General features: G+C 71.8%; 23 protein-coding genes. 9 read left to right on the top strand and 14 right to left on the bottom strand.

The window, feature by feature from the left end; translation table 11 throughout:
- Positions 1-24: 24 nt before the first annotated feature.
- Positions 25-222, top strand: a complete 198-nt coding sequence (locus EAE32_RS08055) for a DUF5703 family protein (RefSeq protein ID WP_121846072.1) — start codon at positions 25-27, stop codon at positions 220-222.
- Between the two features lie 16 nt (positions 223-238).
- Here EAE32_RS08055 and EAE32_RS08060 read toward each other — a convergent pair whose 3' ends face one another.
- Positions 239-1,480 carry an acyl-CoA dehydrogenase family protein gene (locus EAE32_RS08060; RefSeq protein ID WP_121864701.1) on the bottom strand — a complete coding sequence of 414 codons (1,242 nt, stop codon included), beginning with the start codon at positions 1,478-1,480 and terminating at the stop codon, positions 239-241.
- Between the two features lie 208 nt (positions 1,481-1,688).
- Entirely contained in the window at positions 1,689-3,008 is a 1,320-nt protein-coding gene (locus tag EAE32_RS08065; protein ID WP_121864702.1) for a M20/M25/M40 family metallo-hydrolase, read from the bottom strand.
- A gap of 229 nt (positions 3,009-3,237) precedes the next feature.
- On the opposite strand from EAE32_RS08065, the gene EAE32_RS08070 reads away from it, so the two are divergent.
- Entirely contained in the window at positions 3,238-3,741 is a 504-nt protein-coding gene (locus EAE32_RS08070; protein ID WP_121846211.1) for a GNAT family N-acetyltransferase, read from the top strand.
- A 68-nt stretch (positions 3,742-3,809) separates the two neighbouring features.
- Here the strand turns inward: EAE32_RS08070 and EAE32_RS08075 are convergent, their stop codons facing one another.
- The 5 genes from EAE32_RS08075 to nrdF all read right to left on the bottom strand — a co-directional run bounded on the left by EAE32_RS08075 (position 3,810) and on the right by nrdF (position 7,826).
- Positions 3,810-4,277, bottom strand: a complete 468-nt coding sequence (locus EAE32_RS08075) for a pyridoxamine 5'-phosphate oxidase family protein (RefSeq protein WP_243635629.1) — start codon at positions 4,275-4,277, stop codon at positions 3,810-3,812.
- 223 nt (positions 4,278-4,500) lie between these two features.
- Complete coding sequence (locus tag EAE32_RS08080) at positions 4,501-5,325, bottom strand: SOS response-associated peptidase (protein ID WP_121864703.1); 825 nt, start codon at positions 5,323-5,325, stop codon at positions 4,501-4,503.
- Positions 5,326-5,372: 47 nt separating this feature from the next.
- The gene (locus EAE32_RS08085) at positions 5,373-6,104 is read right to left on the bottom strand and encodes a lipoate--protein ligase family protein (RefSeq protein ID WP_121864704.1); all 732 of its coding nucleotides are present in this window, start codon (positions 6,102-6,104) and stop codon (positions 5,373-5,375) included.
- Positions 6,105-6,153: 49 nt separating this feature from the next.
- Entirely contained in the window at positions 6,154-6,588 is a 435-nt protein-coding gene (locus tag EAE32_RS08090; protein WP_243635630.1) for a hypothetical protein, read from the bottom strand.
- Positions 6,589-6,845: 257 nt separating this feature from the next.
- The gene (gene nrdF / locus EAE32_RS08095; RefSeq protein WP_121846215.1) at positions 6,846-7,826 is read right to left on the bottom strand and encodes a class 1b ribonucleoside-diphosphate reductase subunit beta; all 981 of its coding nucleotides are present in this window, start codon (positions 7,824-7,826) and stop codon (positions 6,846-6,848) included.
- Between the two features lie 302 nt (positions 7,827-8,128).
- On the opposite strand from nrdF, the gene EAE32_RS08100 reads away from it, so the two are divergent.
- Positions 8,129-8,311 (top strand): antitoxin, encoded by a 183-nt coding sequence (locus EAE32_RS08100; protein ID WP_121846208.1) that lies wholly within the window; start codon positions 8,129-8,131, stop codon positions 8,309-8,311.
- A 183-nt stretch (positions 8,312-8,494) separates the two neighbouring features.
- Here EAE32_RS08100 and zapE read toward each other — a convergent pair whose 3' ends face one another.
- On the bottom strand, positions 8,495-9,544 hold the full coding sequence (zapE, locus tag EAE32_RS08105; protein ID WP_121864705.1) for a cell division protein ZapE: 1,050 nt from the start codon (positions 9,542-9,544) through the stop codon (positions 8,495-8,497).
- A gap of 323 nt (positions 9,545-9,867) precedes the next feature.
- Between zapE and EAE32_RS08110 the strand changes: the two genes are divergently transcribed.
- Together EAE32_RS08110 and EAE32_RS08115 are read left to right on the top strand one after the other, a co-directional pair.
- Positions 9,868-10,776, top strand: a complete 909-nt coding sequence (locus tag EAE32_RS08110) for a sulfurtransferase (RefSeq protein ID WP_121864706.1) — start codon at positions 9,868-9,870, stop codon at positions 10,774-10,776.
- Positions 10,773-11,222 carry a SufE family protein gene (locus tag EAE32_RS08115; RefSeq protein WP_121846205.1) on the top strand — a complete coding sequence of 150 codons (450 nt, stop codon included), beginning with the start codon at positions 10,773-10,775 and terminating at the stop codon, positions 11,220-11,222. The genes EAE32_RS08110 and EAE32_RS08115 overlap by 4 nt, the downstream gene beginning before the upstream one ends.
- Positions 11,223-11,346: 124 nt before the next feature.
- On the opposite strand, the gene EAE32_RS08120 is transcribed toward EAE32_RS08115, so the two are convergent.
- Positions 11,347-12,582 (bottom strand): alpha/beta hydrolase family protein, encoded by a 1,236-nt coding sequence (locus EAE32_RS08120; protein WP_121864707.1) that lies wholly within the window; start codon positions 12,580-12,582, stop codon positions 11,347-11,349.
- A 156-nt stretch (positions 12,583-12,738) separates the two neighbouring features.
- On the opposite strand from EAE32_RS08120, the gene msrB reads away from it, so the two are divergent.
- The 3 genes from msrB to EAE32_RS08135 all read left to right on the top strand — a co-directional run bounded on the left by msrB (position 12,739) and on the right by EAE32_RS08135 (position 15,276).
- Positions 12,739-13,149 (top strand): peptide-methionine (R)-S-oxide reductase MsrB, encoded by a 411-nt coding sequence (gene msrB, locus EAE32_RS08125; protein WP_121864850.1) that lies wholly within the window; start codon positions 12,739-12,741, stop codon positions 13,147-13,149.
- A gap of 133 nt (positions 13,150-13,282) precedes the next feature.
- Positions 13,283-13,873, top strand: coding sequence for a DUF3000 domain-containing protein (locus tag EAE32_RS08130; protein ID WP_240625151.1), 591 nt, complete (start codon positions 13,283-13,285; stop codon positions 13,871-13,873).
- A gap of 140 nt (positions 13,874-14,013) precedes the next feature.
- Positions 14,014-15,276, top strand: coding sequence for an HRDC domain-containing protein (locus EAE32_RS08135; protein WP_121864708.1), 1,263 nt, complete (start codon positions 14,014-14,016; stop codon positions 15,274-15,276).
- Between the two features lie 96 nt (positions 15,277-15,372).
- Here EAE32_RS08135 and EAE32_RS08140 read toward each other — a convergent pair whose 3' ends face one another.
- Positions 15,373-15,792: a hypothetical protein gene (locus EAE32_RS08140; protein ID WP_121846201.1), complete on the bottom strand. Its 420-nt coding sequence runs from the start codon at positions 15,790-15,792 to the stop codon at positions 15,373-15,375.
- A gap of 162 nt (positions 15,793-15,954) precedes the next feature.
- Here EAE32_RS08140 and EAE32_RS08145 point away from each other — a divergent pair, with 162 nt between their 5' ends.
- Positions 15,955-16,458, top strand: coding sequence for a Rieske (2Fe-2S) protein (locus EAE32_RS08145; protein WP_165860467.1), 504 nt, complete (start codon positions 15,955-15,957; stop codon positions 16,456-16,458).
- A gap of 200 nt (positions 16,459-16,658) precedes the next feature.
- Here EAE32_RS08145 and dxs read toward each other — a convergent pair whose 3' ends face one another.
- From dxs to EAE32_RS08165, 4 genes are all read right to left on the bottom strand, one after another.
- Positions 16,659-18,677 carry a 1-deoxy-D-xylulose-5-phosphate synthase gene (dxs, locus tag EAE32_RS08150; RefSeq protein WP_121864709.1) on the bottom strand — a complete coding sequence of 673 codons (2,019 nt, stop codon included), beginning with the start codon at positions 18,675-18,677 and terminating at the stop codon, positions 16,659-16,661.
- A 284-nt stretch (positions 18,678-18,961) separates the two neighbouring features.
- On the bottom strand, positions 18,962-21,769 hold the full coding sequence (acnA, locus tag EAE32_RS08155) for an aconitate hydratase AcnA (RefSeq protein WP_121864710.1): 2,808 nt from the start codon (positions 21,767-21,769) through the stop codon (positions 18,962-18,964).
- A gap of 171 nt (positions 21,770-21,940) precedes the next feature.
- Entirely contained in the window at positions 21,941-23,395 is a 1,455-nt protein-coding gene (locus EAE32_RS08160) for a class I SAM-dependent RNA methyltransferase (protein WP_121864711.1), read from the bottom strand.
- Positions 23,392-25,350: an APC family permease gene (locus tag EAE32_RS08165; RefSeq protein ID WP_121864852.1), complete on the bottom strand. Its 1,959-nt coding sequence runs from the start codon at positions 25,348-25,350 to the stop codon at positions 23,392-23,394. The genes EAE32_RS08160 and EAE32_RS08165 overlap by 4 nt, the downstream gene beginning before the upstream one ends.
- Positions 25,351-25,358 lie beyond the last annotated feature (8 nt).

Below are 25,358 nucleotides of genomic sequence, written 5' to 3' on the forward strand. Positions count from 1 at the left end.
AGTTCGGTCACCGGCCACCCCACCATGACCGCGCACGACGAGCGCTACGAGTACCTCTCCCTCACGGTGGCGCCGCAGGAGAAGCCCACCGAGGCGCGGGCCAGGGTGGGTGAGCACGCCGAGTACGGCAAGTGGGAGCTCATGCGCTCCGTGGTGCTCTACGGCGGAGGGCGGCGCTACGTGCTGCGGCGTCGGATCATGCGGGTGGACCGCACCTTCTGAGCAGCGCGCCCCGGGGTCAGCCGCTCACGGGGCCGAGCAGAGCGGTGGCCGCGGCCGCGTGCACGGACTCCTCGTCCGAGGGGTGGTACATCCCGGCCAGCACGTCCCGGTACAGCCGCTCCAGCTCCGAGCCCGTGCGGTACTGCGACCCTCCCGAAGCGCGCAGGGCGAGGTCCACGACCTCCCGGGCGGCCTCGGTGGCCCGGTGCTTGACCCCCGAGAACAGGATGAACCAGCGCGCACCGTGGGCCACCTCGTGCCCGGTGCCCAGCGCGTCCACGTCCGCGCACAACTGCCGCAGCTGCAGCTCGACGCCGTCCCGCAGCACCCCGGCGCGGGCGATGTGGCGACGGATGTCCGGGCCGTCGGAGTAGGGGGCGTCCCTGGCCAGCGAGCGCCGGGAGCACACGATCCCCGCGGCCACCTCGATGGCGCGGTCCGCGATCCCCGTGTAGACGGAGGCCAGCAGCAGCTCGAAGCAGCCGAAGATCCCCCACACCACGGGGTCGGGGTTGGGGCCCACGGGTGTGGTGGTCAGCAGGTCCGCCTCCCGCAGCAGGGCCCCGTCCAGCACGGAGGTGCACGACTGCGAGGCCCGCATGCCCAGGGCGTCCCAGTCTGCGCGGGTCTGCACCCCCGGCACCGCGTCCCGGTGGTCGTCGCGCGTGAGCAGTCCCACGACGAGACGCGCGGCGCCGTCCTCGGGGGCGTCCGGGCCGGTCTCCCCCGGGGTCCGTGCGTGGACCAGCAACCGGGTCCAGCGCGGGGAGAGGGACGTGAAGATCTTGGTGCCGTGCAGCCGCCAGCCCTCCGCCACGGGCTCGGCGCGTGTGGTGGCGTCGAAGAGCACGGAGTCGTTGCCGGCCTCCGAGATCCCGAACGCGAAGACGTGCCCGGCCACCGCGTCCTCGAAGATGCGGCGCGCCCGCTCGTCCCCGCGCAGGTGCAGGGTGTAGCCGATGCCCACGATCACGTGGTGCATGTTGATCCCCAGCGCGGTGGCGGGTGCGGCACCCGCGAGTCTGCGCTGGGCGCGGGAGGCCTGCTCCAGGGTGAAGCCCAGGCCTCCGAACTCCTCGGGCACGAGCATGCGCAGGTAGCCGATCCCCCGCAGCGCCTCGAAGTCCTCGGCGAAGAACCGGTTCTCGCGGTCCACGTCGGCCGCGCGTTCCCTGATCTCCCGGAGCAGGTGCTCCGGAAGCAGCTCGGTCACGGGGTCGGTGGTGGTCACGCGCTCTGCGCCTCTCACGGGGTCCATGGGTGTCCTCTCCTCGGACGACGCCGCCCGGTCGCCCCGCTCCGCCGGTGTGCGACGCGGGCGGGGCGGGGCGGTGCGGTCGCGGGAACGGGTGGGCGGGCGGCGTCGTGCGGTCGTTGCGATGTGTTCGATCAGACGGTCGTGCGGTGTTCGAGCGGTGGCCAGGACGTGGCGGCGCGGCGTCGTCGTCCGGACAGCGGCGTGCCGCTCAGTACGAGCGCAGCAGCCGGTCCAGCACGCGCGAGCCGAACTCCAGGGAGGCCACGGGAACGCGCTCGTCCACGCCGTGGAACATGCCCGTGAAGTCCAGCCCGTCCGGCAGCTGCAGGGGCACGAAACCGTAGCCCGTGATGCCCAAAGTGGACAGGGACTTGTTGTCGGTGCCGGCCCCCAGCATGTAGGGCAGCACCACGGCGTCCGGGTCCTCGGCCTCCAGGGCCGCCACCATGGCGTCCACCACGGTGCCGGAGAAGGGGACCTCCAGGGCGATGTCCGTGAACTCCGCCTCGATCCGCACCTTGTCCCCCGCGAGCTCCTGAAGCTTCGCCAGCACGTGCTCCTTCTGCTCCGGCAGGAAGCGCACGTCCACCGCGCCCTGGGCGGAACCCGGGATCACGTTGGTCTTGTACCCGCCGTCGAGCACCGTGGGGTTGGAGGTGTTCTGCAGCGTGGCGCCCACGAACCGGGCCACGTCCCCGAGCTCCCGCAGCAGCTGCTGGGGGTTCTGGGGGTCGAACTCCACGCCGGTGAGCTCGGTGACGTGGTCCAGGAACGCCCGGGTGGTCTTGGTCAGCTCGACGGGCCACGTGTACTCGCCGATGTTCGCCATCGCGCGGGACAGCGTGGTCACGGCGTTGTCCTCGTGCAGCCCGGAGCCGTGTCCGGCCTGCCCCTGGGCGTGCAGCGTGAGCCACAGCAGGCCCTTCTCGGCGGTCTGCAGCAGGTAGGCCCGGCGCCCGCCGATGGTGGTGGAGTAGCCGCCCACCTCGCTCAGCGCGTCCGTGACGCCCTCGAAGACCTCGGGGTGCTCGTTCACCATGTACTTGGAGCCGTAGCGCATCCCGGCCTCCTCGTCCGCGAAGAACCCGAAGACGATGTCGCGCTTCGGCACGGTTCCGGTGCGCCGCATGTGCCGCAGGACGGACAGCATCATGGCGTCCATGTCCTTCATGTCCACCGCACCCCGGCCCCAGATCATGCCGTCCTTCAGCTCCCCGGCGAACGGGTCCACGGACCAGTCCTGCGCCATCGCGGGCACCACGTCCAGGTGGCCGTGCACCAGCAGCGCGTCCGCCGTGGGGTCCGAGCCCTCCAGCCGCGTGAACACGTTGGCCCGACCCGGAGCCGACTCGAAGTACTGGGTCTCCAGGCCCACCTCCTGGATCAGCTCGGCCACGTACTCGGCGGCCTGCCGCTCCCCCTCGGCCTCGCCGCTGGAGTAGTTGGACGTGTCGAAGCGGATGAGCTCCCGGCAGATCCGGGCGGTCTCCCCCTCGGGGGTCGAGGTGGTCTCGGTGTGCTGCGTCATGGTTCTCGTTCTCCTCGCTGCCGCGGTGGGGCCGGCCCCGCGCGGAGGCCGGGGCGCCCGGGCGTGCCGGGCGTCGTCGTGGTCGCCGCACACCGCACCGCGGCGCGCGGGGCGGCGGCGGGCCCGACGGTCCGTACCCCACGGTAGTCCTCCCACGGATCCGGAGGTGTTCTCGGCTACTCTGGGGGCACGATCGAGTTCGTTCCGCACCGACCCGTGGGAGGCCACGATGACTGGAAACATCACCCTGATCGCCCGGACGGCGCCCACCACCCGGCAGGTCACCACGCCCAGCCGCTCCGTGACCCAGGACGACGCCGCCGCTCTCGCACAGCTGCTGCTGGAGGCGTACGGCACCGAGAAGGGCGGTTCGCAGGAGCGCGCCGAGGCCGTCATCCGTGACGCGTTCGAGGGCGCCTACGGTCCGTTCCTGGCGGAGCAGTCCCAGCTGGTCGAGGACGAGCAGGGCCACCCCGTGGCCGCGGCCATCGTCCTGGAGCGCCGCCGGGACACCACGCTGCCCGACGCCCCCTACCTCTTCGAGCTCTTCACCGCCTCCTCCCACCGCCGCCGCGGTCTCGCGGAGCAGCTCGTGCGCCAGGTGATGGCCGCCCTGCACGAGAGCGGCTACGAGGAGGTCTGCGTGCGGATCCCCGAGGACAACTCGGCGGCGCTCGCGCTCTACCTCACCCTCGACTTCAACCGCTGGACCCCCGAGCACGACGAGCTCTGAGGCTCGTTACCCCGAGTGGCCTCCGCGGGCAGTCCGTGCCGTGCTCCCCGCGCCGCCCGGACGCCCGCTCAGCGTAGGCTGAGTTCTGCGCGCACCGGCGGTTCCTGCGAGACGTCCGTGTGCAGTGCCCACCGCACACTCACCTCCACGAGACGCAGGCTCTGCGGGTCGTGGGTGTCGGTGGCGCCGGGGTGCTGGGCCTCGAGGGTCTCGCCGGCCGCCGCGGCCTCGGAGTCCACCAGGACGCGGGCCTCCCCCTCGAGCTGCACCTCGTCCCGGCCGTCGCGCATGACTACCATGGACAGCCGCGGATCCGAGCTGATGTTCTCGAACTTGCGCGAGGCCGCATTGGTGCCGAACACGATGCGCGCCGAGTCCGTGACCGCGATGTTGACGTACGCGGACTCGGGGTACCCGGTGCCACTGTTGCTCGCCACCACCGCGCCGCCCGCCGCGCGGAGGAATCCGATCAGCCAGCGCGCGTCCTCGCTCAGGTTCCTGCCCAGTTCCACCATGTCCGCCCTCGGTCCGTGCATCCCGTGTCCGTCCTGATGACTCCCACTGTAGGGCCGCAAGCCGCGCTCCGTTGCTTCCGGCCCGCCGGGAAGCAACGGGAGCCGACACGGGGCCACGCCCGGTGACGCGGTCCGCCGTCCCCGCGAGCGCGAGGGGTGGCCCGCCTCTGCTGGCTGGGCACGCTGACCACGGGCCGCGGCCCCGCACCCGGGAGGAAGCGGTGCGTCGCGCGGCCGAGCGGCGTCAGGAGAACAGCGGCTCCTGCGGCTCCACGAGGTGGGCCCCCTGGTTCGCGACCGAGCCCACCTCCGTGGAGACCGGGTGCATGCGCCACCCCGAGGCGACCTCGAACGCCTGGGCGACCACCCGGTCCACGAGCGCGCGCGTGTGCTCCTTGTCCTTGTCCGGCGCAATCCACTCCCGGGCGGTGTCCTCGTCCATGCCCACGGGCAGGCGGTGGTGCAGGGCGCCGAGAGCCGCGAGGTGGGGATTCTCGTCACGGGCGTCGGGCGCCTCGCGCGTGAGGATCGAGCACGAGAGCAGCCACTGCCCCGCGGCGTCGTCCTGCGATGCGGCGCGGCCCGGCCGCGTCTGCTCCCCGCGCACGGCTGCTGCGGCGTCACCGGGTACGCGCCACCACTCGTAGATGCCGGCGAACCAGATGGGCGCGCCGTCCTGCGGGTGCACGAAGTAGGGCTGCTTCTTTCCGTGCCCCGTGTCCGGGGCCTTCCACTCGTAGTAGCCGTCCGCGGGGACCGCGCAGCGCCGCGCGGTGACGGCCGCCCGGAAGGAGGGCTTCTCCATGACGGTCTCGGAGCGCGCGTTGAACATCGTGGAACCCACCGAGACGTCCTTGGCCCACGAGGGCACGAGCCCCCAGCGGGCCGCGTGGACCTCCGTGAGCAGCTGGCCGTCCTCCGCGAGGCGCTCGAGCACCACGGGCACCGTGTGGGTGGGTGCCACGTTCCAGTTGGGCGCCGCGGAGTCCGCGATGGAGTCGTCCACGCGGGCGTCGAAGGGCAGGGCCAGCTGCCCGGGGGTCCTCGCGATCACGTAGCGTCCGCACACGGTGCGCTCCTCCTGAGTCTGGTTGCCGGGTCGTCTGGTGTGCCGGGTCAGGCCGTGCCGGCGGCCCCGGTCACGGGGCCGTGGCCCATGTAGGTGGCGTAGCGGTCGTACACGCCCATGAGCGCGTCCTCGACCTCGGCCACCGTGGTCCCGGGCCGCACGTCCGCGACGCACCCGGCCGTGGCGGGCTCCCACGGCACGCCCAGGCACGCGTAGACGTCCTCCAGGACGCCGCGCAGGGGCTCGGACTCCGCCACCACGACCACCGTGGAGAAGTACCACGCGCCGGCCACCACGCGCTGCGCCGTCCCGGCGAGCTTCACGGGCTGCTGCGGGTCCGCGGCCGTGCCCGGTGCGTGCACGCTGTACTCGCCCGCGCAGTACTCCCCCGGGATCTCACCCACCTGGGCGGGGATCTCGAGCTCCTCGAGCGCGGCCACCACCATGTCCCCGAACAACCGGTAGCGGTCCTGGATCCCGGTCTTGGGATCCGGGTCCGGCTCCACGTGGTCGATCACGAGGCACCCGCCGTGGTAGGCCGCGGCACGGCCACCCACCCGGCGCACGAGCGGTGTGAACGCGGCATCGAGCGCGGCCTGACGCGCACGGGCGAAGCCGGGGTTCAGCTCGTCCCGGCGGCCGAACGCCACGGTGGGGCGCGGCTGGTACACCCGCAGGACGGGTTCGGTGGCGCCGCCGCGGGCGGCATCCAGGATGGTGAGGGCGCGGCGGTAGTCCTGTTCGGCACCCAGGGACTCGCGCTGACGTATGAGTTTCATGCTGGCGCCAACTCTAGTCCAGCCGGCGGTGCTGCCCGGCGGACGCGGTTCAGGCGCCGGTGGTGGCCAGCTGCGCGGCGGCCCGGTGCTCGGACCCGGAGCGCTGCACGCCCGCGGGTCGACGCCGGGGGTAGGTCACCGGCCCGTGCGCCGCGGCGGCCACGATGGCCGTCTTGAGCACGCGGTGGTCCGCCAGCAGATCGCGGGACTGGTTCAGCGAGTGCAGCGGGCGGCACGTCATGGTGACGCCCCCGCGGGACACGTACCGGTCCACGTAGCGCACCGCGGCGTTCCACCGCTTGCGCTGGTCACGGGTCAGCTCACTGCCCTCGAGCTCCCGGACCCATCCCATCGCCCCGGTGTACACCCGGGTCACGAGTTCCCGTTCGAAGCCCTCCACGGTTCCCGTTCCACGCATCAGCTGGTTCAGTGCCGTCAGCTCGGCCACCGACAGCGCGGATCTCACGATCGCAGCAGCACGCATGATGTCTCAGCTCCCTGTGAAAGTCTGCCGCGGTGGGTGCGAACGGAGTCACCCCCACCGCGGCGTCAACCCTGCCCCACCGCCCTGACGATCCCCCCCGGAACGTTCTGCGGGCAACGGGGACGCTCTCCCCTAGCGCTCTCAAGTCTAGGTACCGCCCCGCAGCGGTCACAGTCGCACATTGGGGGACGGCGAAGGCCGCCACGCGGTGACGTGACGGCCTTCGAGTGCGCAGAACCGCTGCGGGTGGAACCGGATCAGAAGTCCCAGTCCTCGTCCTCCGTGTTCACCGCCTTGCCGATCACGTAGGAGGAGCCCGAGCCGGAGAAGAAGTCGTGGTTCTCGTCCGCGTTCGGGGACAGCGAGGAGAGGATGGCCGGGGAGACGTCCGTCATCTCGCGCGGGAACAGCGCCTCGTAGCCCAGGTTGTTCAGCGCCTTGTTGGCGTTGTAGTGCAGGAACTTCTTGACGTCCTCGGTCCAGCCCACGGAGTCGTAGAGGGCCTCGGCGTAGGCCACCTCGTTCTCGTAGAGCTCGTCCAGCAGGTCGTAGGTGTAGTCCTTCAGCTCCTGCTGACGCTCCGGTGTCTCCAGCAGCAGGCCCTTCTGGTACTTGTAGCCGATGTAGTACCCGTGCACGGCCTCGTCGCGGATGATCAGCCGGATCAGGTCCGCGGTGTTGGTGAGCTTGGCGTGGGAGGAGAAGTACATGGGCAGGTAGAACCCGGAGTAGAACAGGAACGACTCCAGCAGGGTGGAGGCCACCTTCTTCTTCAGGGGGTCGTCGCCCTTGTAGTAGGACAGGACGATGTCCGCCTTGCGCTGGAGGTACTCGTTCTCACGGGACCACCGGAACGCCTCGTCGATCTGCTTCATCGAGGACAGCGTGGAGAAGATCGAGGAGTAGGACTTGGCGTGCACGGACTCCATGAAGGCGATGTTCGTGTAGACCGCCTCCTCGTGGAGCGTCTTGGCGTCCGGGATGAGGGAGACCGCGCCCACGGTGCCCTGGATGGTGTCCAGCAGCGTGAGGCCGGTGAAGACCTTCATGGCGAGGTCCTGCTCCTCGGCGCTGAGCGTCTTCCAGGACTGGACGTCGTTGGACAGCGGCACCTTCTCGGGCAGCCAGAAGTTCGACGTCAGACGGTCCCAGACCTCGGTGTCCTTCTCGTCCTGGACGCGGTTCCAGTTGATGGCCTCCGCCGGGTGGCGGAGCAGTTCGACCTGTTCGGTGGTCATGGTGCGCACTGGCTCCTTCGTGGATGCAGTTCTCAGGGGTGCTGAGCGTGCTGGGGGCGGGGCGGTCGCTCGGGGAAGCGGTGCGCGCGGGGCGCGGCACCGGTCGCCGTCCTCGTGGAAAAGGACTCTCAGGATACTCCACGCCCCCACCACCCCCGCCGACGGATCTCCGTGGTGCCACTCCCGGTTTCCCTCACGGCGAACGGTTGTGCGAGGCCCTTTCCAGCGAGCGCCCCGGCGTGCAGGATGGGAACCTGCCGACCCGCAACCGGGCTGGTTCAGCAATCGGAAGGAGACAGATCATGCCTGACTTCGGAGGACTCGCGGACAAGGCCAAGGACCTGGCGGGCGACCACCAGGACAAGGTCAAGGAGGGCGTCGACAAGGCCGGGGACGCCGTCGACGAGAAGACCGGCGGCAAGTTCGAGGGCCAGGTCGACCAGGGCCAGGACGCCGTGCGCGACCACCTCGGTGGCAACGAGTAAAACCTCGCCCCCCGCAGGGCAACGGGGGCCCCTTCCTCACGGAAGGGGCCCCCGTTTTCATGACCGGCGCTTCGGACGTCGTCGACCCCGGGCACAGTGGCCGGTGGCCGGTGCCCGGTGCCCGGTGCCCGGTGCCCGACGATGCTGCCCGGGCGGGGTGCTCGGCAGGGCCGGCGGACCGCCTCAGGCCTCGTCGGCCTCCCGCGCCAGTGCGGTGAGGCGGGAGACGGCGCGGTAGTACTTCTTCTGGTACCCGCCGGCCATCATCTCCTCCGTGAACACCCGGTCGAAGGGCACGCCCGTGGAGAGGATGGGGAGGTCGCGGTCGTAGAGCCGGTCCGCGAGCACCACGAAGCGCAGCGCCACGGCCTGCTGGTCGATCGTGCGCACCCCGCGCCACGCAATGGCGTCCAGGTCCGCGATGAACGCCCGGTAGCGGGAGGGGTGCACCCGGGAGAGCTGGTCCACGAGTGCGTCGAAGTCGTCCACGGCCACCCGACGACCCGCGAAGTGCTGCTCCACGGCGGCGTCGAGCGCGGCGTCGTCGGCCAGTGGTGACGGGGCCTCCGGAAGCCCGCGGTGGCGGTAGTCCTCGCCGTCGATGCGCACCACCTCGAACTGCGAGGAGAGCACCTGGATCTCCCGCTGGAAGTCCTGAGCGGCGAACCGCCCCTCCCCCAGCGAGCCGGGCAGGGTGTTGGACGTGGCCGCGAGCTTGACGCCCGCATCCGCGAGCTCGCGCATCAGTCGGGACATCAGCACCGTGTCCCCGGGATCGTCCAGCTCGAACTCGTCGATGCACACGAGCGAGTACTCCTTCAGCGCGTCCACGGTGCGCCGGAACGTGAGGGCACCCACCAGGTTGGTGTACTCCACGAACGTGCCGAACGCCTTGGGCCCCGGCACGGCGTGCCACAGGGAGGCGAGCAGGTGGGTCTTGCCCACACCGAACCCGCCGTCCAGGTAGATCCCCTGGGCCGCGACCGGTGCCTTCGACCCGCCGAAGAGCTTGGCGAAGAAACCGCCACCGCCCTGCGTGCCGCGCCCGGACACGCTGGCCGCGAACGCCCGCAGCTTCTCCACGGCCTCGGCCTGGGAGGGCTGGGAGGGGTCAGGGCGGTAGGTGTCGAAGGACACCTCCCCGAAGCGCTCGGAAGGTCGGAACCCGGCCAGCAGGTCCTCCGCGGAGACGCGCGGATTGCGCTCCACCAGGTGTTCGATGTGCGTGCTCACGTGACAGGGCCTCCCGGCCGGCACCGGGCGCGCCGCTCGCGTGGGCAGCTCCCCGGTCACCGGTCCCGCTCTCGACGGACGGTGGGGCGTGGCTCGCCCCGTTCTCTCCCCGATGCTACCCGGCGCGCCGCGCGGCCCCGTCGGCACGTCCGCGCGGCTCAGCCGGTGGTGAACACCACACGCGGGCGTGACGAACGAGGACCACCCGGCATGCACGGCCCACGGCCGCACCACTACGCTGGGAACCGAGATGCGCACGCCCCGGCGTGCGCCGCCCCCGGCACCACCGGGACAGGACAGCACCAGGACAAGGAGACGTCTTCATGGCGGCAGAAGCAGAGCACAACGAGGCCTTCGCGCAGTACGCGCACCCGCAGCGGCTGGTCTCCACCCAGTGGGTGGCGGAGCACACCGACGACCCGGGCGTCGTCGTGGTCGAGTCCGACGAGGACGTCCTGCTCTACGAGACGGGCCACGTGCCCGGAGCCGTGAAGGTGGACTGGCACACGGACCTCAACGACACCGAGACCCGCGACTACGTGGACGGCGAGGCGTTCGCCGCGCTGATGTCCCGCAAGGGCATCTCCCGCGAGGACACCGTGGTGGTCTACGGCGACAAGTCCAACTGGTGGGCCGCCTACGCCCTGTGGGTGTTCACGCTGTTCGGCCACGAGGACGTCCGGCTCATGGACGGCGGCCGGGACAAGTGGATCGCGGAGGGCCGCGAGCTCACCACCGACGCCACCGAGGTCACGCCCACCGACTACCCCGTGGTGCAGCGCGAGGACGCCCCGATCCGCGCCTACCGGGAGGACGTGCTGCAGGCGCTGGGCACCACCCCGCTGATCGACGTGCGCTCCCCCCAGGAATACACGGGCGAGCGCACCCACATGCCCGACTACCCGCAGGAGGGCACGCTGCGCGGCGGGCACATCCCCACCGCGGCGTCGGTGCCCTGGGCACGCGCGGCCGCCGAGGACGGGACGTTCAGGTCCCGCGCGGAGCTCGAGGCGATCTACCTGGACGAGGTGGGGCTGACCCCGGGCGAGGACGTCATCGCCTACTGCCGCATCGGTGAGCGCTCCTCCCACACCTGGTTCGTGCTCACCCACCTGCTGGGATTCGAGAACGTGCGCAACTACGACGGCTCCTGGACCGAGTGGGGCAACGCCGTGCGCGTGCCCGTGGCCCAGGGCGAGGCGCGCGGCGAGGTCCCGGGAGCCGCCCGGTGAGCGCGCAGGAGCTTCCCGCCCAGCTGGCCGAGCTCGTCACCGAGTTCCACGAGGTTCCCGAGCCGGACAAGCTGCAGCTGCTGCTGGAGTTCTCCCGCTCGCTCCCGGAGCTGCCCGCGCGGCTGGGCGAGCACCCGGAGGAGCTTGAGCAGGTGACGGAGTGCCAGTCCCCGCTCTTCCTCGCGGTGGAGCTGGAGGGCAGCGGGCCTGAGGCCCCGGTCTCGCTCTTCTTCTCCGCCCCGGCGGAGGCACCCACCACGCGCGGGTTCGCGTCGATCCTGCACGAGGGTCTCAACGGGCTCCCGGCGGAGCAGGTGCTCGCCGTGCCGGACGACCTCCCGGAGCGCTTCGGACTCACCAAGCTGGTCTCCCCGCTGCGGATGCGCGGGATGTCCGCGATGCTGGGCCGCGTCAAGCACCAGATCACCGCGCTGCAGGCCGGCTGACGCCGACGCCGCGGGCGCAGGGACCGGCACGGTTCGCGGCCGCGGCGTCCGCCATGCAGAGACCCCCGGCCCGCCGCGCGTCCGGGGGTCTCTGCGTCCGCGTACGACGGCGCTCGGCCGGGACTCAGGCGCCGTCCCGCAGCACCGCGGCGAGCCAGTCCCCCATCGCGCGTTCGTAGCGCTTGCGGTCGATGTTCCACTCCTTGGTGTGCCGCGCACCCGAGAACCCCACGAAGTCCACGTGCGGACTGAGGTCCGCGAGCTTCACGGATCCCGCCACGGGCACCACCTCGTCGTCCGTGGAGTGCAGGATCAGCGTGGGCGTGGTGATGTCCTGCCACCGGGAGAGCCAGTCCAGTGCATGCAGGTCCACAGGGGCCGCGAGCCCCGTGACCCGGGGGCCCAGGCGGTGGGAGATCATGTCCGCGGCCAGGCGCCCCACGCGGCGCGGGATGCGGTGCACTCGGGTCTGGTGCGCGAGCAGCTCGTACCAGTCCACCACCGGGCCGGTGAGCACGAGCGCCCGGACCCGGTCCCTGTGGCGCGTGAGCTCCGTGGTGCGCAGCACGATCGCCCCGCCCATGGACCACCCGAACAGCACCACGTCCGAGGCGCCGTGCTCGAGTGCGTACTCGATGCCCGCCTGCACGTCCTCCCACTCGGTGAACCCGAGGCCGTACTTGTTGTCCTCGGTGGTGGGTGCCTCCTGGTCGTTGCGGTAGGAGAGGATCAGCGAGTGCAGCCCCAGCTGGTGGGCCACCCGTGCCCCGCGGATGCACTCGGGCCGCTGGGCCCCGCGGCCGTGCACCATCACGGCCCAGGTCCCCGTGTGGTGGGCACGGGCCGTGTCCCCGTCACCCGGCACGAGCCACGCGGGGGCCGGTCCGAGCGGCGTCGTGATCTCCACCTTGCCGTAGGCGAGACCGGCGTCCGAGGGGCGCGCGTACACCGTGCCGGTCCACCAGCCGCGCGCACCCACCGAGAGCTCCCCGCGGTAGACGCGCTCCACCACGCGGGTGACCGTGCCACCGGTCTGGCGCACGATGAAGCCGATCCGGACGAGCCCCGCGCCGTCGTCGAAGCGCAGGGCGTAGGTCCCGGCCACCCGGGTGTCCGAGGTGGCGGGAAGGGTCACGAGGTCCAGACCCGAGTGGGGGTCCTTCTCCAGCTTGAGCACCGTCACGTTGCCGGGCCGGGAGGACGGCGTGACCACGTGCCGGGCGACGAGCGCGGCGGCACCGCCCGAGACGGCGAACGCGGCGGAGGCCGCACCGAGTCCCGCGGCCGCACCCACGAGCGCGCCGTGCTGCCAGGAGCGTGCGGATTCCGAGTCCTGCGGGGAGGGCGTGAGCCGAGTCATGGCGCCATTCTGGCACGCCGGACCCTCCCCCGAGGGTGGCCCGCGGGCATAACCCCGGCCGCCGCGTGGTTGCACAGGCACGACAACCACCGATGAACAGGGAGGCACACCGTGCACGAGAACGACGCGGCGCACGCGCAGCAGGAGAAGCGGCCGCTGAGCCCCGAGGCCGCGGCCGCGCGCACGGATGCGCAGTGGCGGGAGGCTCTGGAGCCGATGGAGTACGAGGTGCTGCGCCAGGCCGGGACCGAGCCGCCGCACACGGGTGAGTACGTGGACACCACCACCGAGGGCGTCTACGAGTGCCGTGCGTGCGGCGCCGAGCTCTTCCGCTCCGAGACCAAGTTCGCATCGCACTGCGGGTGGCCCTCGTTCTTCGCGCCGCTCGCGGAGGATCGGGTGCGCTACATCGAGGACACCACGCTGGGCATGAAGCGTGTGGAGGTCCGGTGCGCCACGTGCGACTCGCACCTGGGACACGTGTTCGAGGGCGAGGGCTACGGGACGCCCACGGACCTGCGCTACTGCATGAACTCGGTCTCGCTGCGCCTGGTTCCGGCGTCCTGACTCCCCGCACGGCCCGGGGCCGCGGCCCCGGTGGCCCGCAGTGACGACACGATGCCAAACACGCACCGATGGTGATCAGTGTGGTTACTGTGACCTTGTGGGAGCGGTAACCGAGCTGAAGAGCACTCCGGACGTGTTTCGCGCAGTCGTGCGGGCCCTGGAGTCTGCCCGGTTCCGCCCCGAGATCACGCTCAGCCGCATCGCCCCGCCCCGCGGTCTGGCACCGCACGCGATCTCCTTCGCGGCGGAGGTGGGGCGCAGCCTGTCCCCGCGCGCGGCCCGGGCGCACGACGCCGCCGGGCCCCGAGAGGCGCCCGCCTCCGGTCGCTTCGTGGTGCTCTACGACGAGTCCTGTCCCCAACCGTGGCAGGGACCCTTCCGGATCGTGAGCTGGTTCCGGTCCCGCATGGACACCGAGATGGGCCGCGACGAGCTGCTCACCGACGTCAGCTGGGCGTGGCTCACGGACACCCTCGGAGAGCACGGCGCCCTGTTCACCGCGGAGGGCGGCACCGCGTCCCGCACCGTGGAACGGCACTACGGGAGCCTCACCGACCGCGCCGACGTCGCGCAGGTCGAGGTCAGGGCGTCCTGGACCCCCGTTCCGCAGCCACCCCAGGGCGGAGCACCGCACTGGGCCGAATCCCACCTGCGTGCGTGGACGCACGTCCTGTGCACAGCCGCAGGACTTCCGCCGCACCACGAAGGTGTGGCATACGTATAGGTAGTACCGCACCGTCAAGTCAGCCCGTGCGGCACCGCGGAGCCAGGTCCGCGGCCGTCACGCCAGCGTTCGAGGAACATCACATCAACAGCACAGCCAACGATCCGACTCCCGCTCGTGAACCGGGGCCGTCCGACATCGTGGTGCCCGGCTTCGAGCACCTCGCCGTCCCCGCCACCGTGCACCTCAACGGCCCCGCGGAGGGCATTCCCCGCGTGGTGGACACCGCCCGCGGTCTGACCCGCGCGGCGGAGCAGCTGGCCGCCGCGAGCGGTCCCGTGGCCATCGACACGGAGCGGGCCTCCGGTTTCCGCTACGGCCAGCGCGCCTTCCTGGTGCAGCTGCGCCGCGAGGGAGCCGGCACCATCCTGATCGACCCCGAGGCCGTGGGGTCGCTCGCCCAGGTGAACGAGGCGCTGCGAGGGGTGGAGTGGGTGCTCCACGCCGCCACCCAGGACATGCCGTGCCTCGCGGAGCTGGACATGCGCCCGGACGCCCTGTTCGACACCGAGCTCGGCGGGCGGCTGCTCGGGTTGCGCAAGGTGGGGCTGGCCTCGATGACCGAGGAGCTGCTGGGCTTCACCCTCTCCAAGGAGCACTCCGCGGTGGACTGGTCCCAGCGACCACTGCCCACCGACTGGCTCAACTACGCGGCACTGGACGTGGAGGTGCTGGTGCAGCTGCGCTGGGCCACCGAGGAGCGCCTCGTCCAGGACGGCAAGCTGGAGTGGGCGCTGCAGGAGTTCGAGCACGTGCGCACGGCCGCTCCTCCCGCGCCCCGTCAGGACCCCTGGCGGCGCACCCACGGCCTGGGCAACGTGCGCGGGAGGCGCAAGCTCACTGCCGTGCGCAACCTGTGGCTCGCACGGGAGTCCCTGGCCCGGCACAAGGACATCGCCCCCACACGGCTGCTGCCCGACGCCGCCATCGTGGCGGCGGCGAACGCCATGCCGCGCACCGTGCCGCAACTGATGGGCACCCCCGGCTTCCACGGCCGGCTCGCGTCCCGCGAGGCCCCCCGCTGGCTCGCTGCGGTGCAGGAGGCACGTCTCACGGAGGAGCCCGTGCCCGCCACGATCCCGTCCACGAACCTGCCGCCCGTCAAGGGCTGGGAGACCAAGCGGCCCGAGGCCTCCGCGCGGCTCAAGGTGGTCAAGCCCGCCGTGGCCGCCCTCGCCGACGAGCTGGGGCTGCCCACCGAGAACCTGCTGACCCCCGAGCTGCTGCGGCGGTTCTGCTGGCAGCCCCCGCGCTCCACGTCCGACGACGCCGTGGCGGAGCGGCTGCGGGAGCTCGGCGCCCGGCCGTGGCAGGTGGAGCGCGTGGCCCCCGTGATCGGCGCGGCGTGGCGTGAGCTGCGCGCCCGGCGCCGGGCGGACAGGGCCGGTGAGCCGCAGGAGTGATCCTGCGCCCGCCCCTCACGTGACGACGACGGCCGCACACCCCGGGGTGTGCGGCCGTCGCCGTGCGCGGCCCCGGTCAGCGGGGCCGCGGGTGGATCACTTCTTCATGTCCTTGGCGTCCGGCACCGGGTGCGCCGGCTCCATGTCCACGTCCTTCTCGGTGGTCGCGGGCTTGGGGAGCTTGGCGTCCGTGCCGTGGGAGGAGGAGTTCTGCGCCTTCTCCTTGACCGAGGCGGCACCGTCCTGGGCCTTGCCCTTGACCGCCGCGGCGCCCTCGGACGCCTTGGTGGTGACGGTCTCGGTGGCCTTCTGGGCGCTCTCGGCGATCTTCTCGCCCACCACGGGAACCTCGGACTTGACCCAGTCCGTGCCCTCGGAGACCTTGGCCTGGACCTTGGGGTCGTTCCAGGTGTTGATGGCGCTCTCGCGCAGGGACTCGTAGCTCTTACGGCCGGACGCCGATCCGACCACGAAGCCGATTCCGAAACCGGCCACAAATGCAAACCGCTTGATCATGGTGCCTCCCTCGTGTGCTTCGCGAACCGGATCGTACCGGCCCGCTGCTGCTCCTCATGGTACTGAGTAAATCCCCGTGCACGCGCGGTTTACCCCGCTCGCCACCGGGTGGCCGTTGCGCTCTAGGATGAAGTGGACCGCACCGAGAGAGGACTCGCCGCCATGTCCGAGCACCAGCACACCGCCGTCCCGCGCTCCGCCGAGGAACCGGACGCGGTCACGGGCACCGCGCCCGCCGCGGGCTCCCCCGGCCCCTCACGACGTCGCGCGGTCGGGATCGTGGGCGCGGCCGCCGTGGGAGCCGTGACGCTCAGCGCGTGCGGCGGCGGCGGTGAGAAGACCGACGGCGCCGCCTCCCCCAGTGGCCCGACTTCCCCCACCGATGTTGCCGCGGCGGCGGACGTGCCCGTGGGCTCCGGGATCTCCGTGGACACGGACGGAGTGCAGGCCGTGGTGGCCCAGCCCACCGAGGGCACGTTCACCGCCTACTCCCCCGTGTGCCCCCACCAGGGGTGCTCCGTGAACCCGGCCAAGAAGCAGTTCGTGTGCCCGTGCCACAGCTCGGTGTTCGACCTGGCCACCGGGGACGTCACCGGCGGGCCCGCGAGCACCGGGCTCACCCCCTACCCCGTGAAGGTCGAGAAGGGCCGCGTGATCGTGGGCTGAAGCTCCTGCCGGTGCTCGGCCACCCGAGGCGGAGCGTGTCTGCCCGTGGTGGCCGCCGGGGCCCTCGTGCACCCGAGCACTCATCGCGCCCGGGTGCGGGCCGGGCTGCCGGTTCCGCGGCAGCTCGTCGTGGGTGCGGGAGTGCACCACGTCCCCGCTCGCTCCGCATCCCGCCCGGGCCCCCGTGAACCGCGCCCCCGTCAGTCCTCCTGGGGGGCCTCGGTGGCAGTGCGCGGTGCGGTGAGCGGGGCGGCGGCGTCGTCCGCGGCGGGGCGGGCGTAGGGCACCCTGGTGCCCAGCACCGAGGCCAGCGTGTCCTGGGCGATGCGCTGCGCCGTGACCCCGGTGTGCCGCAGGATGGCGTCCCGGCTCGCGTGCTCCAGGAACTCCGTGGGCAGGCCCACCTCGTTCAGCGCGGTGTCCACGCCGTGGGCCCGCATCTGCTGCCGGATGAGAGAGCCGATGCCGCCGGCACGCACGCCGTCCTCCACGACCACGACGATCCGGTGGTCGGCTGCGAGACGCACGACCGAGTCTGCGACCGGGAGCACCCAGCGGGGGTCCACGACCGTGGAGGTCACCCCATGGGCGGCCAGGCGTTCGGCCACCTCGAGGGCGGTCACGCACATCGCGCCCACTCCCACGACCAGCACGTCCCGCTGCTCCCCGTGCTCACCGCAGCCCTCGCCGTGGCGGGCGAGCACGTCCACGCCGTCCTCGCAGCGCTGGACCGCGGGGAGGGGAGCACCCACGGCGCCCTTCGGGTAGCGCACCACGGTGGGCGCGTCCGAGACGGCGACGGCCTCGCGCAGCTCCTGGACCATGGTCGCCTCGTCCCGCGGGGCCGCGAGGTGCAGTCCGGGCACGATCTGCAGCAGGGCGAGGTCCCACATGCCGTGGTGGCTGGGGCCGTCCGGGCCCGTGACGCCGGCACGGTCCAGCACCACCGTGACGCCCGCACGGTGCAGGGCGACGTCCATGAGCAGCTGGTCGAAGCCGCGGTTCAGGAAGGTCGCGTACAGGCCCACCACGGGGTGCAGACCCGCGAACGCCATGCCCGCGGCCATGGTCAGGGCGTGCTGCTCCGCGATGCCCACGTCCACCACCCGCTCGGGGTGGGCCAGCTGCATCTTCTGCAGCCCCATGGGGATCAGCATGGCCCCGGTGACGCCCACGACGTCCGGGCGCTCGTCCGCAATGGCCGCGATCTCGTCCCGGAACACGTGCGTCCAGGTGCGCGCCGACGCGGTCCCGGTGGGCTTGCCGGTCTCCGGGTCGATCACGGGCACCGAGTGGAACTGGTCGTTCTCATCCAGGCGGGCCGGGAGGTAGCCGTGGCCCTTCTCGGTGATCGCGTGCACGATCACCGGGCCGCCAAAGTTCCGGGCGTTCGTGAGGGCCTGCTCCATGGCGGCGAGATCGTGGCCGTCCACCGGGCCCACGTACTTCATGCCGAGGTCTTCGAAGATGCCCTGCTGGACCACCACGTCCTTGATGCCCTGCTTCATCCCGTGCAGGCCCCGGTAGACGGCCTGGCCCAGCTGGCCGGACGTGGTCAGCAGGTGCTTGGCTTTCTCGAGCGTCTGCTCGTAGCGCCGGTCCATCCGCACGGCGTCGACTCCCTGCTGGACGCTCGCCTGCAGGTCCTTGAGGTGGTTCGCGAACCCTCCCACGGTGGGGGCGTAGGAGCGGCCGTTGTCGTTGACCACGATCACCACCTTGCGATCACGGTCCGAGGCGATGTTGTTCACGGCCTCCCAGGCCATGCCGCCCGTGAGCGCGCCGTCCCCGATCACCGCCACCGTGTGGCGGTCCTCCTGGCCCGTGAGGGCGTAGCCCCGGGAGATGCCGTCCGCCCAGGACAGGGAGGAGGAGGCGTGGGACGACTCCACGATGTCGTGCTCGGACTCGGCACGGGAGGGGTAGCCGGCCAGGCCGCCCTCCTGTCGCAGGGTGGCGAAGTCCTGACGCCCGGTCACGAGCTTGTGCACGTAGGACTGGTGACCGGTGTCGAAGACCACCGAGTCCCGGGGAGAGGAGAACACGCGGTGCACGGCGAGGGTCAGTTCCACCACGCCGAGGTTCGGGCCCAGGTGACCGCCGGTCGCGGACACGTGGCTGATGAGGAACGCCCGGATCTCGTCCGCGAGCTGCTCCATGGCCGCGGCGTCCAGACCCGCCAGGTCCTCGGGTCCCTCGATGCTCTCCAGAAGCGTCATTGCCTGCTCTTCCGTGGGTGTCACGGCGCCCACCGGCCCGCGCGGAACGGGTGGGAACCCGTCCGGGGTGCGGCGCGGGAGGTGGCGGCGCCCGAATGCTCCGTCCGATCTTACTCGCCCGGGCACGGGGGCCCGCCACTTCTCGGGGGACCGCCGCGCCAGGGCCCGCGCCTCCCCCGCGTGCCGCGGCACCGCGGACCGCGCGCACATGTGCCACCGGCCGGTGACCCCTCGGAAGGGGATCACCGGCCGGTGGCGTCAGCGGTGCGTGAGCGCCGCAGGGGCTACTTGGCGATCTGGCGCAGCACGTACTGCAGGATGCCGCCGTTGCGGTAGTAGTCGGCCTCACCCGGGGTGTCGATGCGCAGCACGGCGTCGAACTCCACGGTGGAGCCGTCCTCCTTGGCGGCCGTGACCTTCAGGGTCTTGGGGGTGGTGCCCTCGTTGAGAGCGGTCACCCCTTCGATCGAGAAGGTCTCGGTGCCGTCCAGGCCCAGGGAGTCCGCGGACTCGCCCTCGGGGAACTGCAGGGGCAGCACGCCCATGCCGATCAGGTTGGAGCGGTGGATGCGCTCGTAGGACTGCGCGATCACCGCACGCACACCCAGCAGGGATGTGCCCTTGGCCGCCCAGTCGCGCGAGGAGCCGGAACCGTACTCCTTGCCGCCCAGCACCACCAGGGGCACGCCGGCCTCCTGGTAGTTCATGGCGGCGTCGTACACGGCGGCCTGCGGGCCGCCGTCCTGGGTGAAGTCGCGGGTGAAACCGCCCTCCACGCCGTCCAGGAGCTGGTTCTTGATGCGGATGTTCGCGAACGTGCCGCGGATCATCACCTCGTGGTTGCCACGGCGGGAGCCGTAGGAGTTGAAGTCCTTGCGGGCCACACCGTGCTCGGTGAGGTACTTGCCCGCGGGCGTGTCCGACTTGAAGGAGCCGGCCGGGGAGATGTGGTCCGTGGTCACGGAGTCACCCAGCTTGAGCAGCACGCGGGCGCCCTCGATGTCCTCCACCGGGGTGGTCTCCATGGACATGCCCTCGAAGTACGGTGGCTTGCGCACGTAGGTGGACTCGGGATCCCACTCGAACACGTCACCCGTGGGGGTGTCCAGGTTCTGCCAGCGCTCGTCGCCGTCGAAAATGGTGCCGTACTCGCGGTCGAACATCTCCGTGTCGATGGAGGCGTCGATGATCTTCTGCACCTCGGTGGGGTCCGGCCAGATGTCCTTGAGGAAGACGTCCTCCCCGTTCGAGTCCTGGCCCAGGGGCTCGTTCTCGAAGTCGAAGTCCATGGTGCCGGCCAGGGCGTAGGCGATGACCAGCGGCGGGGACGCCAGGTAGTTCATCTTCACGTCCGGGTTGATGCGGCCCTCGAAGTTGCGGTTGCCGGAGAGCACCGAGGTCACCGCGAGGTCGTTGTCCTGGATGGCCTGGGAGATCTCGGACTCCAGCGGACCGGAGTTGCCGATGCACGTGGTGCAGCCGTAGCCCACGGTGTAGAAGCCGAGCTCCTCCAGTGCGGGGACCAGGCCGGACTTCTCGTAGTACTCGGTGACCACGCGCGAGCCCGGGGCGATCGAGGTCTTGACCCACGGCTTGGCCTTGAGGCCCTTCTCCGTGGCGTTGCGGGCCAGCACGGCCGCGGCCATCATCACCGAGGGGTTGGACGTGTTGGTGCACGAGGTGATCGAGGCGATCGACACGGCGCCGTGGTCCAGCTCGAACTCGCGGCCGTCGGGCATGGTCACGGGCACGGTCTTCTCCGCGCGCTCGCGCAGCTGCTCGGCGGTGGAGTCGCGCGGCTCGTGCTGCGGGTCCTGCTCCTCGGCCGCGTCGTGGGAGGGGGCGTCCGAGGCCGGGAAGGACTCGACCACGTTGGCGTCCACCTCCACGTTCTCGTCCTCCACCACGTAGTTCACGAGGTCCTCGCGGAACTGCTCCTTGGAGTGGGAGAGCTCGATGCGGTCCTGCGGGCGCTTGGGCCCGGAGATGGAGGGGACCACCGTGGAGAGGTCCAGCTCCAGGTACTCGGAGTAGGCCACCTCCTTGGCGGGGTCGTGCCACATGCCCTGTTCCTTGGTGTACGCCTCGATCAGGGCGATCTGCTCCTCGGAGCGACCCGTGAGCTCGAGGTAGTCCAGGGTGACCTGGTCGATCGGGAAGATGGCCGCCGTGGAGCCGAACTCCGGGGACATGTTGCCGATCGTGGCGCGGTTGGCCAGCGGCACCGCCGCGACGCCCTCGCCGTAGAACTCCACGAACTTGCCCACCACACCGTGCGCGCGCAGCATCTCGGTGATCGTCAGCACCACGTCCGTGGCGGTGGCACCGGAGGGGATCTCGCCGGTGAGCTTGAAGCCCACCACGCGCGGGATGAGCATGGAGATGGGCTGGCCCAGCATGGCCGCCTCGGCCTCGATGCCACCAACGCCCCAGCCGAGAACGCCGATGCCGTTCTCCATGGTGGTGTGGGAGTCGGTGCCCACGCAGGTGTCCGGGTAGGCCCGCAGGGCGCCGTCCACCTCACGGGTCATGACCACGCGGGCCAGGTTCTCGATGTTGACCTGGTGGACGATGCCCATTCCGGGCGGGACCACCTTGAAGTCGTCGAACGCGGTCTGGCCCCAGCGCAGGAACTGGTAGCGCTCACCGTTGCGCTCGTACTCGATGTCCATGTTGCGCTCGATGGCGTCCGCTGAGCCGAAGGCGTCGATCTGCACGGAGTGGTCGATGACCAGCTCGGCGGGGGCCAGCGGGTTCACGCGGGAGGGGTCGCCGCCGAGGTCCGCCACGGCCTCGCGCATGGTGGCGAGGTCCACGATGCAGGGCACGCCGGTGAAGTCCTGCATGATCACGCGGCCAGGGGTGAACTGGATCTCCGTGTCGGGCTGGGCGTTCGGGTCCCAGGACCCCAGGGCCTCGATGTGCTTGCTCGTCACGTTCGCACCGTCCTCGGTGCGCAGCAGGTTCTCGAGCAGGACCTTCAGGCTGTAGGGAAGCTTCTGTGCTCCCTCCACGACGTTCAGTCGGAAAATTTCGTAGTCGGTGCCCTTGACGTTGAGAACGCCCTTGGCTCCAAAGCTGTCCACAGTCATGGTGTGGAACTCCTCTCGCCACCGTTGGTTGCGTTCGCCACGTGCGGCGCACACAGGTGCCCCCGCACGCACGGAACGGTCCCTGCCAGTGTAGCCCGTGGCAGGTCTACCGCTCGGTAATCACGCGAGCCCGATCACCCGTGCCTGTGTCCCGGCTCACGTGGCGCGCGCTCAGGAATCCCTGCCCAGCAGCGCCACGGCCTCCACGTGATGGGTGTTCGGATACAGGTCGAACGCCTCCACCCGGTCGATCCGCCAGCCCCGGCGGCGCAGCCGCCCGAGGTCCCGCCCCAGTGCGGCCGGATCGCACGCGATGTAGACGATCGCCCGGGGGCCCGCCTGGTCCACCGCGGCGAGCACCTCCTTGGCGGCCCCGGCGCGGGGTGGGTCCATGACGACCACGTCGGGGCGCGGCGGTCGGGGCGCCCAGGCCTCGTTGCGCCGCGAGGTCGCCCCGGACGACGCCGCACGCGAACCTGCACCGCGGGAGCCACCGCGGCGGCCCCCGCCCCGGCCGGTGAGCACACGGGCCACGTCCCCGCGCACGCTCGTGACGTGCGGGACGTCGGCGAGGTTGTGGGCGGCGTCGGCGGAGGTCACGGGTGAGCCCTCCACCGCGAAGACCGCCCCGGTCTCCCCCACGGCGAGTGCCGCGACCGCCGTGAACAGCCCCGCGCCGCTGTAGAGGTCCCACACGGTCTCCCCGGGACGCAGCTGCGCGGCCTCCAGGACCGCCCGGGCCAGCGTGCCGGGTGCCGCGCGGTGGATCTGCCAGAAGCCCGTGGGGCTCACGCGCCACTCCAGTGCGCCGGGGGCGAGTCCGGCGACCTCCGGGACGGCAAGGGTCTCGCGCACCTCGTCCGTCCCGGCCCAGGTGCCGATCCGGCGGTGGTCCGCCGAGCGGGCTGTGACGCTCACCCCGTTCTGCGCGCCCCACGCACCGAGCCGCTCACGCAGCGCGTGGGTCCGTGCCTCGCCCGCGTCCGCCCGCAGGCTCACGTGCAGCAGGGGCTGCTGCCCGTTCGCCGGTGCCGCCACGTCCACGCGCTCGGCGCCCTCGAGGCGCAGGGACCACGGGGCGAGGCGCCGGATCGCGTCCGTGGCCAGGGGCATGTCCGTGAGCGGCGCGAGGTCCTCGGAGCGGTGCGGGTGCATCCCCGGGGTGCCGTCCGGCGCGACGTCCAGGTGCAGGCGGGTGCGCCAGCCGGTGCCGTCGGCGCTCTCCCCCGGTGCCTCCCGGACCGTCCCGTCCCAGTCGTGGCCCGCGAGGTGGGACAGCTGCTCGGTGAGCACCCGCCGCTTGAGCTCGCGCTGGGTGGGCAGGTCCGCGTGCCCGAACTCGGCACCCCCGAGCGGGGACCGGCCCTCGGAGGCCGCGCGGGCGGCGTCGGCGGCGGGCCACACGTGGGCGTCCCGGCGGCCGGGCGCCGGCTCGAGGACCTCGGTGACGTCCGCGCGCCAGAACGACGCCGCGGGGTCGGCATCCGTGAGCCGCACGCGCACGAGCTCGCCGGGCAGACCGTGGCGCACGAAGACCACGCGGCCATCGTCCGTGCGGGCCACCACATGGCCTCCGTGGGCCACGTCGCCCAGGCGCAGCACGGGGTGGTCGGGATCCTGGGTCATCGCTGGTTCTCCGTGATCTGCAGTTCGCGCACCGATTCCAGGTGCCAGGGGACGGAGGCGATCATGACTCCGCGTTCGTAGTGCAGGCGGGTCCGCAGGGGGCGGATGGCCTGGTTGTGCAGGAAGCGCTCCCAGCCGCGCCCCACCACGTACTCGGGCAGGTAGACGATCACGAGGTCCCGCGGGGACTTGCGGCGGATGCCGCGGATGTGGGCGATCACCGGCCCCACGGAGTCGCGGTACGGCGAGGCGAGGACGGTCACGGGCACGGGGATCTCCAGGGACTCCCACTGGCGCACCACGTCCTCGGTGCGGCCGCGGTCCGTGTCCACCACCACGGCCTCGAGCGTCGAGGGCCGGGAGGCCCGGGCGTAGGTCAGGGCACGCAGCACGGGCTTGCGCACGGAGGTGACCACGATGATTGAGTGCACCCGGGAGGGCAGGGCACGCACCGAGGAGTCCGGGCGCACCTCGAGCTCGGCGTCCACCGAGCGGTAGTGGCGGGCGATCGCGCGCATGAACACGGTGGTCAGCGCGATGGCGACGATGGTGAGCCACGCGCCCTGCGCGAGCTTGGTCACGAGCACCACCACGAACACGGCCGCGCAGGCCACGAGGGCGACCACGGCCACGCCCAGCTGCAGGGCCAGCCCCCGGCTGCTCGCCCTGGACGCGCGCGTGCGGCGCACACGGTTCCAGTGCCGCACCATGCCCGCCTGGGTGAGTGTGAACGCGAAGAACGCGCCCACCACGTAGAGCTGGATCAGCGCGTTGACGTTCGCACCGAACACGAGGGTGAAGGCCGCGGCCACCACGGACAGCAGGATGATGCCGTTGGTGAACGCGAAGCGGTCCCCCCGGCTCTGCAGCTGCCGGGGCAGCAGCGCGGCCTGGGCCAGGCGCGACGCCAGGACGGGGAACCCCGAGTAGGCGGTGTTCGCCGCCATGAACAGGACACCCACCGTCACGAGGGCGAGCACCACCACCCAGACCGAGTCCGGGCCCGTGACGGCCTGGGCGATCTGGGCGAGCACGGGCACCTGGAAGAAGCTCGCGTCCGGCGCGTGCCCGTCGATCACCAGCTGGTGCACGGGATCCATGACCACCACCACGCCGGTGCGCCACGTGAGGTAGAGGACCCCCAGCAGCAGGGCCGCGGAGAGCGCCCCGAGCACCGCGAGGGTGCGCGCGGCATTGCGCGCCTTGGGCTTGCGGAAGTACGGGACCGAGTGGGTGATGGTCTCCACGCCGGTCACCGCCACGGCGCCCGAGGAGAAGGCGCGCAGCACGAGCATGGCCCCGGCCAGGCCCACCAGGCCCTCGTCCATGCCCTCCGCGGGCCGCACGTCGTACCCGGCCGACGGCGCCGGGGCCAGCGAACCGGCCAGGTCCTGGACGGTGCCCACGAGGACGAGCAGCAGCACCACGGCCACGAACGCGTAGGTGGGCACGGAGGAAGCGCGACCCATGAACTTGAGCCCGCGCAGGTTCAGCAGCCCCACGAGGGCGATCCCCACCACCGCCACGGCGGTGCGGTGCGCCACGAGCGGCGGGAACACGGCCGCGAGGTACTGGGACGCGGCGGCCATCGACACCGCGACGACGAGCGTGTAGTCCACGAGCAGGGCGGCGCCCACCGCGGCGCCCGCGGGGCGTCCCAGGTTCTTGGACGCGATCTCGAAGTCCGCCCCGCCCGAGGGGTAGGCCCGCACGTTCTGCCGGTAGGCGGTGATGACGACGGCCAGCACCGCGAGCACCGCGAGCCCCACCCAGGGTGACACCACGATGGCCGCGGATCCCGCGAGGGCCAGCGTCAGGACGATCTCGTCGGGGGCGTACGCCACCGAGGACAGGGCGTCGGACGCGAAGACGGGCAGGGCCGTGCCCTTGGAGAGCACGGTGCCCGCGGCGCGCTCGTTGTGGATGGGCTTGCCCACGAGCGCGCGACGGAGCATCTGGGACA

Source organism: Kocuria tytonicola, from assembly GCF_003687175.1.
GTDB classification, from domain to species: Bacteria; Actinomycetota; Actinomycetes; order Actinomycetales; family Micrococcaceae; genus Kocuria; species Kocuria tytonicola.

Excerpts from the sequence above, each read along its gene's own strand:
- EAE32_RS08055 (WP_121846072.1), top strand. The coding sequence starts at position 25 with ATGACCGCGCACGACGAGCGCTACGAGTACCTCTCCCTCACGGTGGCG.
- EAE32_RS08060 (WP_121864701.1), bottom strand. The coding sequence starts at position 1,480 with ATGGACCCCGTGAGAGGCGCAGAGCGCGTGACCACCACCGACCCCGTG.
- EAE32_RS08065 (WP_121864702.1), bottom strand. The coding sequence starts at position 3,008 with ATGACGCAGCACACCGAGACCACCTCGACCCCCGAGGGGGAGACCGCC.
- EAE32_RS08070 (WP_121846211.1), top strand. The coding sequence starts at position 3,238 with ATGACTGGAAACATCACCCTGATCGCCCGGACGGCGCCCACCACCCGG.
- EAE32_RS08075 (WP_243635629.1), bottom strand. The coding sequence starts at position 4,277 with ATGCACGGACCGAGGGCGGACATGGTGGAACTGGGCAGGAACCTGAGC.
- EAE32_RS08085 (WP_121864704.1), bottom strand. The coding sequence starts at position 6,104 with ATGAAACTCATACGTCAGCGCGAGTCCCTGGGTGCCGAACAGGACTAC.
- EAE32_RS08090 (WP_243635630.1), bottom strand. The coding sequence starts at position 6,588 with ATGCGTGCTGCTGCGATCGTGAGATCCGCGCTGTCGGTGGCCGAGCTG.
- nrdF (WP_121846215.1), bottom strand. The coding sequence starts at position 7,826 with ATGACCACCGAACAGGTCGAACTGCTCCGCCACCCGGCGGAGGCCATC.
- EAE32_RS08100 (WP_121846208.1), top strand. The coding sequence starts at position 8,129 with ATGCCTGACTTCGGAGGACTCGCGGACAAGGCCAAGGACCTGGCGGGC.
- EAE32_RS08110 (WP_121864706.1), top strand. The coding sequence starts at position 9,868 with ATGGCGGCAGAAGCAGAGCACAACGAGGCCTTCGCGCAGTACGCGCAC.
- EAE32_RS08120 (WP_121864707.1), bottom strand. The coding sequence starts at position 12,582 with ATGACTCGGCTCACGCCCTCCCCGCAGGACTCGGAATCCGCACGCTCC.
- EAE32_RS08140 (WP_121846201.1), bottom strand. The coding sequence starts at position 15,792 with ATGATCAAGCGGTTTGCATTTGTGGCCGGTTTCGGAATCGGCTTCGTG.
- EAE32_RS08145 (WP_165860467.1), top strand. The coding sequence starts at position 15,955 with ATGTCCGAGCACCAGCACACCGCCGTCCCGCGCTCCGCCGAGGAACCG.
- dxs (WP_121864709.1), bottom strand. The coding sequence starts at position 18,677 with ATGACGCTTCTGGAGAGCATCGAGGGACCCGAGGACCTGGCGGGTCTG.
- acnA (WP_121864710.1), bottom strand. The coding sequence starts at position 21,769 with ATGACTGTGGACAGCTTTGGAGCCAAGGGCGTTCTCAACGTCAAGGGC.
- EAE32_RS08160 (WP_121864711.1), bottom strand. The coding sequence starts at position 23,395 with ATGACCCAGGATCCCGACCACCCCGTGCTGCGCCTGGGCGACGTGGCC.
- EAE32_RS08165 (WP_121864852.1), bottom strand. The coding sequence starts at position 25,350 with ATGCTCCGTCGCGCGCTCGTGGGCAAGCCCATCCACAACGAGCGCGCC.